Origin of the sequence: Xanthobacter sp. YC-JY1, assembly GCF_021730305.1 — a bacterium.
Classification (GTDB): Bacteria; Pseudomonadota; Alphaproteobacteria; order Rhizobiales; family Xanthobacteraceae; genus Xanthobacter; species Xanthobacter flavus.
On the sequence record NZ_CP032674.1, the window covers coordinates 391,000 to 407,227 of the forward strand.

The 16,228-nt window shown below is 69.1% G+C and carries 12 protein-coding genes; 2 read left to right on the plus strand and 10 right to left on the minus strand.

Translation table 11 applies throughout. The annotated features are described in order from the left end of the window. The first annotated feature begins 4 nt into the window (after positions 1-4). A complete protein-coding gene (locus tag D7006_RS01945; protein WP_237355331.1) occupies positions 5-775 on the plus strand; it encodes a carboxylesterase in 771 nt (256 codons plus the stop codon). A 188-nt stretch (positions 776-963) separates the two neighbouring features. Here D7006_RS01945 and D7006_RS01950 read toward each other — a convergent pair whose 3' ends face one another. Continuing rightward, positions 964-2,289, minus strand: coding sequence for a lytic murein transglycosylase (locus D7006_RS01950; protein WP_371745018.1), 1,326 nt, complete (start codon positions 2,287-2,289; stop codon positions 964-966). 296 nt (positions 2,290-2,585) lie between these two features. On the opposite strand from D7006_RS01950, the gene galU reads away from it, so the two are divergent. Then, positions 2,586-3,485 (plus strand): UTP--glucose-1-phosphate uridylyltransferase GalU, encoded by a 900-nt coding sequence (gene galU / locus D7006_RS01955; RefSeq protein WP_237355332.1) that lies wholly within the window; start codon positions 2,586-2,588, stop codon positions 3,483-3,485. 173 nt (positions 3,486-3,658) lie between these two features. Here galU and D7006_RS01960 read toward each other — a convergent pair whose 3' ends face one another. The 9 genes from D7006_RS01960 to D7006_RS02000 form a co-directional block, all read right to left on the minus strand. Next, positions 3,659-7,138: an indolepyruvate ferredoxin oxidoreductase family protein gene (locus D7006_RS01960; protein WP_237355333.1), complete on the minus strand. Its 3,480-nt coding sequence runs from the start codon at positions 7,136-7,138 to the stop codon at positions 3,659-3,661. A gap of 193 nt (positions 7,139-7,331) precedes the next feature. Further along, entirely contained in the window at positions 7,332-8,372 is a 1,041-nt protein-coding gene (locus D7006_RS01965; protein WP_237355334.1) for a nickel/cobalt transporter, read from the minus strand. Beyond that, positions 8,369-9,004: a DUF1007 family protein gene (locus D7006_RS01970; protein ID WP_237355335.1), complete on the minus strand. Its 636-nt coding sequence runs from the start codon at positions 9,002-9,004 to the stop codon at positions 8,369-8,371. Before D7006_RS01970 ends, D7006_RS01965 begins: the two co-directional genes overlap by 4 nt. A gap of 178 nt (positions 9,005-9,182) precedes the next feature. Next, positions 9,183-10,124, minus strand: a complete 942-nt coding sequence (locus D7006_RS01975) for a prephenate/arogenate dehydrogenase family protein (RefSeq protein ID WP_237355336.1) — start codon at positions 10,122-10,124, stop codon at positions 9,183-9,185. Further along, on the minus strand, positions 10,121-11,263 hold the full coding sequence (gene hisC / locus D7006_RS01980) for a histidinol-phosphate transaminase (RefSeq protein ID WP_237355337.1): 1,143 nt from the start codon (positions 11,261-11,263) through the stop codon (positions 10,121-10,123). Before hisC ends, D7006_RS01975 begins: the two co-directional genes overlap by 4 nt. A gap of 26 nt (positions 11,264-11,289) precedes the next feature. After that, positions 11,290-12,177: a chorismate mutase gene (locus D7006_RS01985; protein WP_237355338.1), complete on the minus strand. Its 888-nt coding sequence runs from the start codon at positions 12,175-12,177 to the stop codon at positions 11,290-11,292. Between the two features lie 203 nt (positions 12,178-12,380). Further along, on the minus strand, positions 12,381-13,100 hold the full coding sequence (locus tag D7006_RS01990; RefSeq protein ID WP_237355339.1) for a hypothetical protein: 720 nt from the start codon (positions 13,098-13,100) through the stop codon (positions 12,381-12,383). 17 nt (positions 13,101-13,117) lie between these two features. Then, the gene (locus tag D7006_RS01995; RefSeq protein ID WP_237355340.1) at positions 13,118-14,386 is read right to left on the minus strand and encodes a cytochrome P450; all 1,269 of its coding nucleotides are present in this window, start codon (positions 14,384-14,386) and stop codon (positions 13,118-13,120) included. Next, positions 14,373-16,106 (minus strand): cytochrome c, encoded by a 1,734-nt coding sequence (locus tag D7006_RS02000; protein ID WP_237355341.1) that lies wholly within the window; start codon positions 16,104-16,106, stop codon positions 14,373-14,375. The genes D7006_RS01995 and D7006_RS02000 overlap by 14 nt, the downstream gene beginning before the upstream one ends. Positions 16,107-16,228 lie beyond the last annotated feature (122 nt).

Here is a 16,228-nt window from a genome sequence, read left to right on the forward strand (position 1 = left end):
CGCCATGACCGAGACCATCCCCGGCGAAACCGCCTCCACCCTCGACGTGGACGGCCGCGCCATCGCCATCCGCGCCATTCCCGGCGCGGCGCCCGGCCTGTTCTGGCTCGGCGGCTTCAAATCGGACATGACCGGCACCAAGGCCGAGCACCTCGCCCGCTGGGCGCAGGCGCGGGGGCAGGCCAATGTGCGGTTCGACTATTCCGGCCATGGCGCATCCGGCGGGGCGTTCGAGGAGAGCACCATCTCGCGCTGGCTCGGTGAGGCGCTGGCGGTGTTCGACCACGCCACCTCCGGCGAACAGGTGGTGATCGGCTCGTCCATGGGGGGCTGGATCGCGCTGCTGCTCGCCCGCGCCCTCGCGGCGCGGGGGGAGAAGCGGCTGAAGGGGCTGGTGCTGGTGGCGCCGGCGCCGGACTTCACCGAGGCCCTGATGTGGGACAAGTTCCCGCCCCCGGTGCGCGAGCTGATCGAGACCTCCGGCCGCTTCCTCAAGCCGACGCTCTATGGCGAGGACCCCTATGTCATCACCCGCGAGCTGATCGAGGACGGGCGCCGCCATCTGCTGCTCGGCACGCCGTTCGCGGTGGGCTGCCCGGTGCGCATCCTGCAGGGCGCGCGGGACGAGGATGTGCCGTGGGAGCACGCCATGCGCCTCGTGAGCTGCCTCGCCGAGGACGATGTGGTGTTCTCCCTCATCAAGGACGGCGACCACCGCCTGTCCCGCCCGGAGGATCTGGAGCGGCTGACGGAGGCGGTGGAAGGGCTGGTGTGAGACCGTTCCCCGGACAAGCGACGGCGCATCCGGAGCGCTGATCCGGGGGCCCGCGCAAGGCTCCCGCGCAGCGGGCAGCCTGAGGGCTGTAGGGTTCGGAAGCGCCTTCGGCGAACTCTTGCGCTGGGCCCCGGCTCGCATTCCGCTGTGGCTGCATGCGTCCGGGGCGCGAGGGGCGCGCCCGCCCCTCAGCGACGCATCTGCTGGAGCAGCGCGAGGTCGGGATAGCCGTCCGGCAGTAGGCCGGCGCGGACTTGGAAGTCCTGGATGGCGACGCGGCTCTTCTGGCCGAGGATGCCGTCCACGTTGCCGATGTCGTAGCCCATCTGGGCGAGTCGACCCTGGATTTCCTGCCGCTCGGCCTTGGAGAGGCCGCGCTCTTCCTTCGGCCAGGACTGGACGAAGGCACCGCCGCCACGCAGCCGGTCGGCGAGGTGGCCGATGGCGAGGGCGTAGGCGTCGGCCGGGTTGTACTTCAGGATGGCGTCGAAATTCTTCATCATCAGGAAGGCGGGGCCGTTGGCGCCGCCCGGCAGCAGCAGATAGGCGGTGTCCGTGGGGCGCGGGAAGGCGACGCCATTGGCCCGGCGCACGCCGAGCGCGTTCCATTCCCCCAGCGTCTTCTTGGTGCTGCGGCTGGCGAGGCGGTAGTCGAAGCCCTGCGGCAGCGCCACCTCATAGCCCCACGCCTTGCCGAACTCCCAGCCATCGAGCTTCAGGTTGTTGGCGGTGGAGGCGATGATGTCGGGGATGGAATCCACCACGTTGCGCTTGCCATCGCCGTCGAAGTCCACGGCGAAGCGCTGGAACGAGGTGGGCATGAACTGGGTGGGGCCGAACGCGCCCGCCCACGACCCCTTCAGGTGGTCATAGGGCACGTCGCCCTTTTCCAGGATCTGGAGGGTGGCGATGAACTCGTCGCGGAAATAGTCCTGCCGCCGCCCGATGCAGGCGAGGGTGGCCGTGGATTCCAGCACGTTGCGCGAGCCGATGCCGTTCGGGTCGCCATAGGTGGATTCGATGCCCCAGATGGCGGTCACGGCGTAGCGGTCGACCCCGTAGGCCTTCTCCGCGCGGTCGAAGATGGGCTTGTAGCGCTCCAGCACCTCCCGGCCCTTCTTCACCCGCCACTCGGTGACGAGCATGTTCACATAGGCACCGATGGGCTTGGAAAATTCCGGCTGGCTGTCCATGAAGTCCATGATCTTCATCTGCGGTTGCAGCGAAGCCGTGTACCTGTCGAACGTGCGCCTTGAGACGCCCTTGGCCTGCGCCAGCGGCCACAGATTGGCGATGCACTGGGGAAAGTTCGCCTCGGCCTGGGCGAGGGCCTGCGGCGTCATCAGCGGATGGCCGGCGCCGGCCGGAGGGGTCTGCTGGGCCGGCGGGAAGCCGAAGATGGAGCCGGTGGTCTGGGCCTGTCCGGCGGCGGGGCTGACGAGGCCGGCGAACAGCGCGAGCGTCACGGCCACGCCGCTTCCGAATGTGGTCCTTTCGCGCGTCGTCGATGCCATCTTGAAAGCCTTCCCTTTCCGGCCTGCCGCGAGGGCGCCGGGATGATCGTCTGAGGCTCCTACTGGGCGGCAATATGGTTGCGTCGCGGTTAATGGATGGCAAGTTTCAACGGCCGGTATGCCGTTGGGGCGGCATTAACCGAAGTTGGGGAACACGGCCGCGATCTCTGCCGTTGCCACTCGGCTGCCATAGGGGCAGGAAAGGTTTCTAGGCGGCGGCGTGCCGCGAAGGGCGCCGTCCGCGCCAAGCTGTGCTAGACGACGGGCGTGGGTATTCAGGAGGGGCATTACTCAAGATGCGTAGACCCATTCGCAAGGCGATCCTACCCGTCGCGGGCCTCGGCACGCGCTTCCTGCCGGCGACCAAGGCGGTGCCGAAGGAGATGCTGACGGTGGTGGACCGGCCCGTCGTGCAGCACGTGGTGGACGAAGCCCGCGCCGCCGGCATCGAGCACATCGTCTTCGTCACCGGCCGCAACAAGGCGGTGATCGAGGACCATTTCGACCGCCAGTTCGAGCTGGAGCGCACCCTGCAGGAGCGTGGCAAGGTCAAGGAGCTGGAGCAGCTCGACCGCGACACGCCCAAGGCCGGCACCACCTCCTTCACCCGCCAGCAGCTGCCCCTCGGCCTCGGCCATGCGGTGTGGTGCGCGCGCGACATCATCGGCGACGAACCGTTCGCGCTGCTGCTGCCCGACATGCTGCACATGCCCAAGGACGGCAATGGCAACGGCCACGGCTGCCTCGCCTCCATGGTCGAGGCCTACAACGAGACCGGCGGCAACGTGGTTTCGGTGTACGAGGTGCCGGACGACCAGACCCACCAATACGGCATCGTCGGCACCGGCGCCGATGCGGGCAAGGGCGCCAAGGCCATCACCCAGATGGTCGAGAAGCCCAAGGCCGGCACCGCGCCGAGCAACCTCGCCATTTCCGGCCGCTACATTCTCCAGCCCGGCATCTTCGACCTGCTGGCCAAGCAGGAGCGCGGCGCCGGCAACGAGATCCAGCTCACCGATTCCATGCTGAAGCTGAAGGAAACCGAGGCGTTCTATTCGGTGCAGTTCGACGGCCACGTCTATGACTGCGGCTCGAAGATCGGTTTCCTCATGGCCAACGTCGCCTATGCGCTGTCTCGCCCCGACATCGAGGGTGAGTTCCGCGCTGAGCTGAAGGCGATGCTGGGCGGGAACTGAGAGTTCTCCTTCCCTCTCCCCTCTCTCCTTGCGGGAGAGGGGTTGGGGGTGAGGGGGAGGGTCGTCTCCGCCTCACCGGCGTCGGGGGCAAGCGGAGCGGCCCCCTCATCCGTCTCGCGGCTTGCGCCGCGATCCACCTTCTCCCGCGAGGGGAGAAGGGATTTCTCCGAGACCTACTCCGCCGCGACCGCCGTCGGCGCCGGCGGGTTGCGGAAGCGGGCGAGGAGGTCCTTCTCCTCGGCCTTCGCGGCTTCCAGGTGCCGCAGCTTCACGTGGCCGAAGCCACGGATCTTCTCCGGGATCGAGGCGATGGCCACCGCGATTGCGTGGTTGGCGGGATCGAGCTTCGCCAGCAGTTCACCCACTGTGCGCTCATACTCGGCGATCAGCGCCCGCTCGGTCTTGCGCTCGTCCGTGTAGCCGAAGACGTCGAAGGCCGTGCCGCGCAGGCCCTTGAGCTTCGCGAGCAGCCCAAAACCCTTCATCATCCACGGCCCGAGGGTGATCTTGCGCGGCTCCCCCGTGGTCTCGTTGCGGCGGGCGAGGAGCGGCGGGGCGAGGTGAAATTCGAACCGCAGATCGCCGTCGAAGGCCGCGTCCGCCTGGGCCCGGAAGGCGCCGTCGGCATAGAGCCGGGCGACCTCATACTCGTCCTTGTAGGCCATGAGCTTGTAGAGGTTCTTAGCCACCGCTTCGGCGAGACCGCCACGGCCGGGCGCCTTCGCCCCTTCCGCGGCGCGCACCTTGTCCACCAGCGCCTTGTAGCGCGCCGCGTAGGCGGCGTTCTGGTAGAGCGTGAGGTCGGCGACGCGGCGGGCGATCACCTCGTCGAGGCTCTGGGAGAGGCGGCGGGCATCGCTGGAGACGGTGCCCTTCGGCGTGGCGATGGCCTCCACCGCGGCCGGATCATGCGCGGCGCGGCGGCCCCACAGGAAGGCGGCCTTGTTCATGGCCACCGCTTCCCCGTTCAGCTCGATGGCCCGCTCGATGGCGGCGGCCGAGAGGGGCAAAGCGCCGAACTGGTAGGCATAGCCCACCATGAAGATGTTCTGCGCCAGCGCATTGCCGAACAGCGCCTGGGCGAGGCGGCTCGCCTCGATGAAGTGGGTCTGCGGCTCGCCCACCGCCTCGCGGATGGTGCGCTTGATGCGCTCGGTGGGCAGCGAATAGTCGGCGTTGCGAGTGAAGTCGCCGGGCAGCACCTCGTGGGTGTTGACCACGCAGATGGTCTTGCCCGGCTTCACCGCCGCCAGCACCTTCTTGGTGCCGGCCACCACCAGGTCGCCGCCCAGCACCACGTCCGCCCCGCGCGCCGGCACGCGGATGGCGGTGATGTCGGCGGGATCGTTGGCGAGGCGGATATGGCTGTAGACGGCGCCGCCCTTCTGGGCGAGGCCGGCCATGTCGATCATGCCGCAGGCCTTGCCTTCCAGATGCGCGGCCATGCCGAGGATGGCGCCGATGGTGACAACGCCGGTGCCGCCGACGCCCGTGGCGATGACGCCATAGGTGCCGTGGATTTCAGGATGCGCCGGTTCCGGCAGATCCGGCCAGCTGTCGGCGCCGGCCGCCGCGCCGGCGCTCTTCTTCGGCTTGGCGCCCTTCACCGTGATGAAGGAGGGGCAGAAGCCGTTCACGCAGGAGAAGTCCTTGTTGCAGGACGACTGGTCGATCTCGCGCTTGCGGCCCCACTCGGTCTCCAGCGGCTGCACGGAGACGCAATTGGACTTCACCCCGCAATCGCCGCAGCCCTCGCAGACGCGCTCGTTGATGAGCACCCGCTTGTCCGGATCGGGAAACTGGCCGCGCTTCCTGCGCCGGCGCTTCTCGGAGGCGCAGGTCTGGTCGTAGATCAGCACCGTGACGCCCGGCACCGCCGCCAGCTCGCGCTGCACGGCCTCCAGCTCGTCGCGGTGGTGGATGGTGAGGCCGGCCGGCCAGAGGGTGTTGGCCGCGTACTTCTCCGGCTCGTCGGTGACGACGACGACGCGCTCCACCCCTTCCGCCGCCACCTGCCGGGCAATGACGGGGACGGTGAGGTCGCCGTCATGCTTCTGGCCGCCGGTCATGGCGACCGCATCGTTGAACAGGATCTTGTAGGTGACGTTCACCTTGGCGGCGCAGGCGGCGCGAAGGGCGAGGTAGCCCGAGTGGTTGTACGTGCCGTCGCCGAGATTCTGGAAGACGTGGTTGCGCTTGGAGAAGGAGGCTTCGCCGATCCAGTTGGCGCCCTCGCCGCCCATCTGGGTGAAGCCGGTGGTCTCGCGGTCCATCCACTGCACCATGTAGTGGCAGCCGATGCCGGCATAGGCGCGCATGCCCTCCGGCACCTTGGTGGATGAGTTGTGCGGGCAGCCCGAGCAGAAATAGGGGATGCGCGTCGCCACGTCCGAGGTGGCGGCGAGCACTCGCTGGGCGTCCTCCAGCTCCGCCACGCGGGCGGCGATGTCCGGGATGTCGCCATAAGCGAGGAGGCGGCGGCCGAGTTGAATGGCGATGTCGTTGGGATCGAGCGCGCCCTTCACCGGGAACATCCAGCGACCCTGCTCGTCCTTCTTGCCGATGCAGACGGGCTGGTTGGCGGTGCCGTACAGCTCCTCACGCACCTGCACCTCGATGAGGGAGCGCTTCTCCTCCACCACCATGATGAGGTCGAGGCCCTTGGCGAACTCGGTGAGGCCTTGCGTCTCGAGAGGCCATGGGCAGGCCACCTTCCAGATGCGCAGGCCGAGATCGTTGGCCCGCACCTCGTCGATGCCCAGCTCGTCCAGCGCGAGGCGCACGTCCAGATACGACTTGCCCACGGTGGCGATGCCGATGCGCGGACGGGCGCCGCCGGAGGTGATGAAGCGGTTCAGGCGATTGGCCCGCAGGAAGTGCAGCACGGCGTCGCGCTTGAACTCCTGAAGCCGCTCCTCCTGCGCGATCGGCGTGTCGCCGAGGCGGATGTTGAGGCCGCCGGGCGGCATGGCGAAGCCCAGAGCCGGCTCGATGCGCACGCGGTCCAGCCGCCCGTCCACGATGCCGGTCGACTCGATGGTGTCCTTCACCGCCTTGAGGCCGACCCAGGTGCCGGCGAAGCGCGACAGGGCCCAGCCATAGAGGCCGTAATCGATGATCTCCTGCACCCCGGCGGGGTTCAGCACCGGGATCATCACGTCGACGAAGTGGAATTCGCTCTGGTGGGCGGTGGTGGAGCTTTCGCAGGTGTGGTCGTCGCCCATCAGGGCGAGCACGCCGCCATGGCGGGAGGTGCCGGCATTGTTGGCGTGGCGGAACACGTCGCCGGAACGGTCGACGCCCGGCCCCTTGCCATACCAGAGGCCGAACACGCCGTCATACTTGCCCTCGCCGCGCAGCTCCGCCTGCTGGGAGCCCCACAAGGCGGTGGCGGCGAGATCCTCGTTCAGGCCGGACATGAACTTGATGTCGTTGGCCTTGAGCACCTTTTCGGTGCGCAGGAACTGCTGGTCCAGCCCCCCGAGCGGGGAGCCGCGATAGCCGGTGACGTAGCCGGCCGTGTTGAGGCCGGCGCGCCGGTCGCGCTCCTTCTGCATCAAGGCGAGGCGGACCAGAGCCTGCGTGCCCGATACGAACACGCGCTCCTGGGACAGGTCATATTTGTCGTCCAGCGAAACAGGCTTCAGAGCCATCGCGACGCCTCCAGCGGGGCCGGGCAGGGGACGGCGACGCGTGGAAATCACGCGCACCGTTCGCCTTTAGGCTGGCACGGAGTGTCGCACCCGGCAATTTCGTTGTTCCAATTCAAGGCGCAACGAAATTGCCGAAAAGCTGGGCGTGACGAATTTTGGTGCATTGCACCTGAAATTGGCTGCGCTGCGGCATTCAGCCCGGCAGCAGGCGCTCGCTTTCGAGATACCCGGTGAGCAGGCCGAAACCGAACAGCATCACCAGCAGGGCGGCGCCAAGCTCCACCCCCAGCCGGGCCATGACCGACCATTTGGTGTCGCGGCCGGCGATGCGCACGGCGAGCCGTTTGCCATAGACGGCGATGGCGGCGATGGCCGTCACGGTGGCGGCGGTGCCGAGGCCCATGGCGAAAGCGGCGGCGACACCGCTCATGAACACGCCCTGCGACAAAGCGAAGGTCAAAACGAGGATCGCGCCGGAGCACGGCCGCGCCCCGGCCGAGACCACGGCGACGGCGGCGCGCTTCCATCCGCCCTGTCCCGCCAGCAGCATGGGATCGGGCGCGTGGCTGTCGCCGCAATCGCAGTCGGCGGCGTGGACGTGCGCCGCATCGCCCCGCGCCGCAGCAACGAGGGCGCGGCCCTTCACGATCGCGAGATAAAGCCCGAACAGGCCGATGCCGCCATAGGCCGCGACCTCCACCACCGTCATGGCCTGCGCCATGGAGACAGCGGTGGCGCCCAGCACCAGCGCGAGAATGCCGACGAAGAGGATGGCCGCCACCGCCTGCACCATACCCGCGGCCAGCGACAGCACGGCGCCCCGGCGCAGCGTGCCGCCATCGGCGAGGAGATAGGAGGAGATCACCGCCTTGCCGTGGCCCGGACCTGCCGCATGGAAGACGCCGTAGGCGAAGGAGAGGCCGGCGAGCAGGAAGGTGGCGTGGCCGTCCTGCTTGGCGGCGCGCACCGCCTGCACCAGCGAGCGATAGAATTCCGACTGCTTGGCGAGGATGAAGCCGGTGATGCCGGAGGGCGGCGCGCCGCCGCCGCCGAGGCCGAAGGGCGTCGCCTTCGGTCCGCCGCCGCCGGGCGGGCCGAAGCCCTGCGCGAAGGCGAGATCAGGATAGAGCACCAGCGCCACGAGCAGCCCGAACAGCAGCGCCGCGCCAAGGCCGAGGGCGATCAGGCCCGCCCGGCGCATCCGGCCGGTGATGGCCGCGGTGGATGCGCTCACGGGCACTTCACCGTGATCTTGTCCGCGAACTGGGCGCCATAGGTGCTGCCCGAGGTGAGGCCAGCGAAGAAGGACTCGTTGAGGGTCGAGCTGGGCGGCGGCTCCGGCGAGGTGACTTCCTGCGTGCAGCCGGCCGGCGCCGCGACCATCTTCACCGGGTCGTTGTCGGCGAAGGAGAAGGAGACGAAGACGGTGGGATCGTAGATCTCGATGGTGGCCGCCCCCTTCACCGCGATGGGCTTCGCCAGCGGCAGGGTGAAGTGCAGGGTCAGCAGCTCGTTCTCGTAGGTGAGGTAGTAATCCACCGGGTCCTTGAAGGCGAGCTTGCCGGTGGCGGTCTTGCCCCGGACGAAATAGTCATATTCCTTCAGGGACGTGACATTCACCTCGGCGAGCGGCTTCAGCACGTCGTCGCCATAGCTGCCGTCCTTCTGCTTCTCCAGCCCCTGCAAGGCGAAGGCGGTGAAGGCGTCGTCGAAGGTCCAGGCCTGCTTGAGGGCGGTGAGTTTGCCGTCGGCGCCGTAGACGACTTCTGTCTTCATGGTCACCCAGACATGAGGATGCGCCTCGGCCGCCCTGGGCAGGAGCGCCGCGGCGAGCAGCATGACGACGGGCAGCAGGCGCGCCAGCATCCGAATCTACTTCCTTGTGTCGGGGCGAACCCCTCTCAGGTCGCGCGAGACTTCGGCGGAATGGTGACGCCGGTCCCTACAGGCCTCATGACACGCGGATATGACACGCGGGTGTGACAGGGCCTGCCCGAGCGTCATATTCCGTGCGTCACATTGACCGGCGCGCTCTTCCCGCGGGTCAGCTGTCCTCGTGCTTCGGCTTTTCCGCCGCGCGGCGGCCGAAATCGGGGGCGGCGGTCTCCTGGCCCTGCTCGATGATGGAGCGGCGGATGGCGCGGGTGCGGGCGAAGTGCTCGAACAGCGCGTCCCCGTCGCCGTAGCGGATGGCCCGCTGCAAGGCGGTCAGATCCTCGGTGAAGCGGCCGAGCATCTCCAGCACGGCGTCCCGGTTGGTCAGGAACACGTCGCGCCACATGGTGGGGTCGGACGAGGCGATGCGGGTGAAGTCGCGGAAGCCGCCGGCGGAGAACTTGATGACCTCGGAGGTCAGCGTCTCCTCCAGATGCGCCGCCGTGCCCACGATGTTGTAGGCGATGAGGTGGGGCACATGGCTGGTGATGGCGAGCACCAGATCATGGTGCTGGGCGCTCATGGTCTCCACGTTCGCCCCCGCCGCCCGCCACAAGGCGACGATGCGCGCCACTGCCTCGGGGGCCGCGCCCTCGGGCGGCGTGACGATGCACCAGCGGTTCTCGAACAGGGTGGCGAAGCCCGCGTCGGGGCCGGAGAATTCCGTGCCGGCCACCGGATGGGCCGGGATGAGATGGGCGTGGGCCGGCACATGGGGGGCCATGGCCTCCACCACGAAGCCCTTCACCGATCCCACGTCCGAGAGGATGGCACCCGGCTTCAGACGCGGCCCCACCACCTCGGCGACCTTGCCGGAGGCGCCGACCGGCACGGCGACGACCACGATGTCGGAGCCTTCGGCGGCCTCTGCCGCATCCACCGTCACCACGTCGGCGAAGCCGAGCTGCCGCACGCGCTCGCACACGGCGGGATCGGCGTCGGCGACGACGAGGGTGCCGGCGAGATGCTTCTCCCGCGCGGCGCGGGCGAGCGAGGAGCCGATGAGACCCGCGCCGATGATGGCGAGGCGCGGTACGAGGGGCTGGATCACTTGGTGGTCCCCGCCGCTCCGCTGGCCATGAATTCTGTGAGGGCGGCGACCACCAGTTCGTTGGCCTCCTCGGTGCCCACCGTCATGCGCAGGGCATTGGGCAGGCCGTAGCTCGCCACCTGCCGCAGCACCAGGCCGCGGCGCATGAGGAAGGCATCCGCCTCCTTCGCCGTGCGGCCGGGCTCCTCCGGAAAGTGGATGAGCAGGAAGTTGGCGACAGACGGCGTCACCTGCAGCCCCAGCGCCTCGATCTTGCCGGTGAGCCAGGGCAGCCACTTGGAATTGTGCGCCACCGACTTCTCCACGTGGGCGGCATCGGCGATGGCCGCGGCGCCCGCCAGCAGGGCCGGGGTGTTCATGTTGAACGGCCCGCGGATGCGGTTCATGGCGTCGATGACATGGGCCGGACCCACCGCCCAGCCGATGCGCAGGGCGGCGAGGCCGTGGATCTTGGAGAAGGTGCGGGTCATCAGCACGTTCTCGGCCGAGAGCGCCAGCTCCAGCCCGGTCTCGTAGTCGTTGCGGCGGACGTATTCGGCATAGGCCGCGTCCAGCACCAGCAGAACGTTGGAGGGCAGACCCGCGTGCAGGCGCTTCACCTCGTCGAACGGCAGGTAGGTGCCGGTGGGATTGTTCGGGTTGGCAAGGAAGACGAGCCGCGTCTTCGGCGTCACCAGCGCGAGCAAAGCGTCCACGTCGGCGGTGAGGTCGCGTTCCTTCGCCACCACCGGCACGCCGCCGGCGGCGAGCGTCGCGATCTTGTAGACGAGGAAGCCGTGCTCCGAATAGATCACCTCGTCGCCCGCGCCCACATAGGTGTGGGTCACGAGGTTCAGGATCTCGTCGGAGCCGGCACCGCAGATGATCCGGTCGGGATCAAGCCCGTTGGCCTTGGCGATGGCCTCGCGCAAGGCGCGGGCGGAGCCGTCGGGATAGTCCTCCAGCTTCAGGCCCGCCTCGGCGAAGGCGGCGACGGCCTTCTCGCTCGGGCCGAGGGGGGTCTCGTTGGAGGAGAGCTTGAAGACCTTCTCCACCCCCGGCGCGTGGCTCTTGCCCGGCACATAGGCCTCGATGGCGAGCACGCCCGGCTTCGGCTCGGGCCGGCCGGTGGGGATCGGGTCGTTCAGCACGGCGGACATCTCAGGTAACTCCAGACAATCTTTCTTCACGGCCGGGCGGCGGGGCGCACCACCTTGTGGGTGGCGGCGTGGCTGCCCACCTCGGCGACGGCACGGATGCCCGCGCCCGCCTCGGCGAGGGCGCCCGTCACCTCGTCCACGGCATGGCCGGGAGGCAGGGACACGAGCAAGGCGGCGCCGTCGAGGGCTTCATCCGGCGCCACCACCACCTCGGCGAAGGCGGGTATGGCACGGCCCGCGGCCGCGCTCCATCCCGTCACGCGCAGCGAATAGACGCGGACCTCGCGCACGGCGGCGTCGGCGATGGGGTGGGACACCACGAACACCGGCAGGCCGGCGGGGTGGTCGTCGCGCTCCACGAAGGGCAGGCGGGCGATGATCTTGGGCGCGCCTTCCGCCTCCAGCGCTGTCCACCACGGGTCGGCGGCCGAGGGAGAGGGGGCGGCGGCGAGCAGGCCGAGATCGCCGCGCGAGCCGGCCACCGCATCGATCACGCCGCGCGCGCCCATGTGGGGCAGGAACGGCACGGTGAAGCCGAAATGGAAGCGCGCGCTGTCGCGCATGGGCGCCTCGCCGCCGGAGAGGTCGGCGTGCACGGAATAGGGCGCCTGCACATAGGTGAAGGTGGCGATGATGACGCGCCAGATGCTCTCCACCGTGTCGAGGGGGAGCAGGCCGCGGTGGCGCTCCACCAGCCGGCGCATCATGTCCGCCTCGCGGGCGGGGCGGAAGGCGGAGCCGCCCTCGGTGCCCTGCGTGTGCTTCACCTGCACGAGGCGATCGATGATCTCGCTGCGCTCCATGAGCAGCTGGTGCATCGACGCATCGATGCGGTCGATCTCGGAGCGAAGGTCTGCGAGGGAGAGGGGAGCGTCGTTCTGTGTCGCGTTCTGGGGCATGGCGCTCTGGGTCATGGCGTTCGCGCGTCCGGAGCGCACGCCCAGGCGGATGAAGTCCGTCCGCCGGATGAAACGCCCCTCCAACTCGGGGACGGAGACCGCGGGACCCGATCCGCCTGCGTCGCAGGCTTCCGGCACGCCCTCCAGCCGGCGAGGCTTACCGGGAACGGGCGCGGGAATCAAAACTTTGTTGCGCGCCTCGCCGGTATCAAGGGGCTCTAGCGCTTGAAATAGCCCTTCGCCAGATGCTGGGCGACGAAGGCGTCGATGGCGGCGTGGATGGTGTCCCAGCGGGGCAAAGCGTTCGCCGGCACCTCCACGGCGGCCGACCAGACGGGCGTCTGGAACCAGAGCTGCGCGCGGGCGTCGGCGGCATCGGGGCTCGCCGGCAGGCGGGCGAGCACGCCGCGATCCTCGGAGATGCGCACCAGATAATCGCCCTCCGCCGCCGGAAACCGCTCCAGATCGTTGAGGAAGCCCTGCCTCTTGTCCTCCCGCCGGACGCTGGCGATGGTCTTGGTCATGCCGGCGAAATCGGGATGGGGCCCGAGATAGAAGGCGGTGACGCGGATGGCCGGATCATCCGCCGCCGGGGCGCCTTCTACACGCGGAGGCGCGACGCCGGGCGTTGCGGCATGGGCTGCCATGGCGGCGGCCATGTCCGAGAGGGGGAAGGCGAAGGCGGTCTCGCGGCTGCGGATGACGCAGCCGAGCAGGCCCAGCTCCGGCGGGGAGAGGGCATAGCGTGCCGGAAAGGCGAAGAGGTCGTCCCCGGCGCGGTAAAACAGCGTCTCGCTATACTTCGCCACCGCCGCCTGCCGCGCCTCCTCAGCCTTGCCCGAAGGGGGCGGGGCGGGTTTGGCGGAAGGTTTCGCAGCGGGTTTCGCGAGCGGCGCGGGCTGGCAGATGGCGGGAGGGACGTCGGGAACGGGAGCCATCCCGCAACTCTACTCCGTCAGGTCAGGCCGATGCGATAGGTCTGGGGAAACGGCGTGCCCGCCATGTCCACCGGCGCCAGCGGGCGGGCGGCGGGGCGCAGCAGGACGCGCTTCACGATCTCCGGGATCATGGTGCCGCCCACATAACGGCCGAGGCATTCGTGGTGCCCGTAGCCGAAATGCAGGTAGGTGTGGAACGGCCTGTCCGGCTTGAAGGCGTCCGGCTCCGGCACGAAATCTGGGTCGAACATGGCCGAGAGGCTCAGGGGAAGCACCACCGTGCCCTTGCCCAGCACCTTCTCCCGCGCCGTGCCCTTGGCGAGGGTGTAGGTGGCCGCCGCCTCGCGGAACATGAAGGCGACGATGGGCGAGAAGCGCAGCGCCTCCCACACATAGCCGTCGAACAGCGCATCGTCCCCCGCCGCGGCCGCCGCCCGTGCGCCGGCCAGCGCCTCCGGGCGGGCGAAGAGTTCGGCCAGCGCGTTGATGACGGCTTCCGCCGTGGTCTCGATGGCGCCGATGAGCAGGCCGCCGATATTGATGACCACCCGGTCCATGCCGAAATGGTCGGCCGCCGGCAGGTTAAGGCTCAGCATGCGGGTGAGGCTGTCGTCCGGCGCGGTGCCGGCCTTGATCTCGGCGATGCGCGCCGGGATGAGCTGGGCGAACAGCGCGCGCAGCTTCACCCGGCTGTCCTCCGCCGCCTGGTGGATGGCGTCGGCGTCCGGGCGGTCGTCATAGGGCAGGTTGTTGAACTGGTCCATCTGGTTGGCATAGGACCAGTCGAGCAGGTCGGCGTCCGGCCCCTTGATGCCGAAGAAGCGCTGCACGATGCGCAGGGGCACGAGGCGCGCCAGCTTCTGCACCGCCTCGATTTCGCTGCCCGCCGTGTTCAGCGCCTCATCCGCGCTCTCCGCCACGGCGGCGCGGATCTTCGGCAGGTCGTCCCAGGCGAGGATGGCGCGCATCACGGACTTGTCGCGGTAGTTCACCACCGTCTCGTCGATGGCGAGCATGAAGTCGCCCATCTTGGGCTTGTAGAGATCGACGGTGAACACCTTCGGCACCGACAGAATCTCGATCACGTCCGCCCGCTTGGCGACGAGCGTCACCTCGCTGGTCTCGTAGACCGGCGCGTGGGCGCGCAGCTCGGCGAAGAAGGGGCGCGGCTCGCTGGAAATCCAGCCCCGGGCCAGCGGCCAGCGCTCGGCGGGGCGGACGGCGGCGAGCTTGTCGAGATAGGGCGTGTAGGGGCGCACGCGCGCCGCGGCCTCAGTGGCGGACATCGGGTCCCTCCAGGACCTTGAGATATTCGATGATGGCGGTGCGATCCTCAGGCGGAAGCTTCGCTCCCGTGGGGAAGGCGTGGCCGCGGTTGGAATTGCCGGGCAGGCTGGTGTCGAAGCGGGAGACACGGACGCGCTCGGCCTCGGGGATCGAGTCATACGAGGACACGAAGCCCAGCTTCTCCGCGTCGAACCGCTTCGAGCCCACATAGAACACTGCCGGGCGCTCCTCCTCGGGCGAAAGCAGGTCATAGATTGTGGGCACCGAGCCGTTGTGCAGGAACGGCCCCGTCGCCCACACGCCGGCGAGCGGGCCGGCCTTGTAGCTCGGCGGCAGCAGCCAGCCCGATTGCGGGGTGTTGCTGCCGGGGGCGAAGCGCCAGCCATAGGCCGCCTTGCGCGCATCGCCGGTGATGCCGCGGGCGCGCAGGTCGTTCTCGGTGATGGTGCTCACCGCCGCCAGCAGCAGCGAGCCGGCGAGCACCTGCCCGTCGGGCAGGCGCGGCGCGGTCGGCGGCAAGGTGAACGGGCCGGGCTTGGCGTAGCGGATGATGAAGTTCATCGCCATCTTCGGGTCGGTCTTCACGGTGTTGACGTCCACCATGGAGACGGCCAGCCACTGCCGCCCGCCCTCGGTCTCGGCGGCGGGGGTGAGGCGATAGTCCGGGCCGCCGTGGCAGCCGGCGCAGTTGGCCTTGAACAGCTCGGCGCCGCGCTTCGCCTTGGCGGCGTCCACCTTGCCCAGCAGCTTCTCCGGCCACGGCGGCGGCTTCAGGCCGGAGACCCAGGCTTCGAGCGCGACGAGGTTTTCACCCAGCGCGGTGGAGCTGGCGGCGGCGAGGTTGCCGTTGGCGAAGTCCGCATGGCCGAACACGCCCAGCACCTCGCCGAGGTTGCGGCCGAGCGGATTGCCGGCGACACCGTTCCACTGCACGTAACGCTGCCAGGGGGTGGTCCACAGGAAGGGGTAGCTCACCGGCGCATCGGGGATGCGGTAATTGGCCGGCTCGTTGATGGCGGTGGCGGCGACCGCGTTCAGGATGTGGCCGAAGGCATCGAGCCGTCCGCGGCCATAGGGCACCGGCGTCCAGGAGGCGGCCTCAAGGCGCCGGATCTCGGTGGCGAGGGCTTCCAGCGCCGGGCGCACGGTCTTGGGGTCCATGGCCACGAGCCGCGCCGCGAAGCGCTGGAACTTGGCGGGATCGGCGAGGGTGATGTCGAGCGCCTTGCTGAGGCGCGCCATCAAAAGCTGGTAGTCGCCCTGCGAGGCGCCGCCGTCGATGCGGATGAGCGCGCCGTTCTTCGCCTCGATGTCGGCGGTGTGGCAGGCGGCGCAGGTGAGGCCCACCATGGGGCCGAGCGCGCCCGTGGCGGGGCGCGGGTCCTTCACGAAGCCGATGGGCAGGCCATCCGGATTGAGCGCCGAGGGGCCGTCCGCGGGCAGGAAGCCCATCTCCGCCACGTGGGCGGGATCGAGGAACGGCTTGTCGGACAGCGGCTGCTCCAGCGCCCGCAGCATGGCGTAGGGCATCAGCTGGGAGCCCTGGGAGGTGAAATAGAATTTCTCGCGCAGCTCTTTCGACCAGCCCTGGTCGAGCGCCTGCGCCTTGCCCGGCTCGGCCGGCGCCTCGTTGCGCGACATGATGACGTCGGTGAGCGCGGCCAGCCCGAGAAACACGATGACCCCCGCCCCGAGGATCAGACCCTTGCGCCCCAACATTCTTTCCCCCGCATCCTGCCGCATCCCCGGCCCCTGCCGGCGGACGCCCGTTGCAACCCCTCAAGCGTGAGCGGCCGCGCCATCTCGGGCGCGGCCGTATGATGTTCACGCGACATGAACGC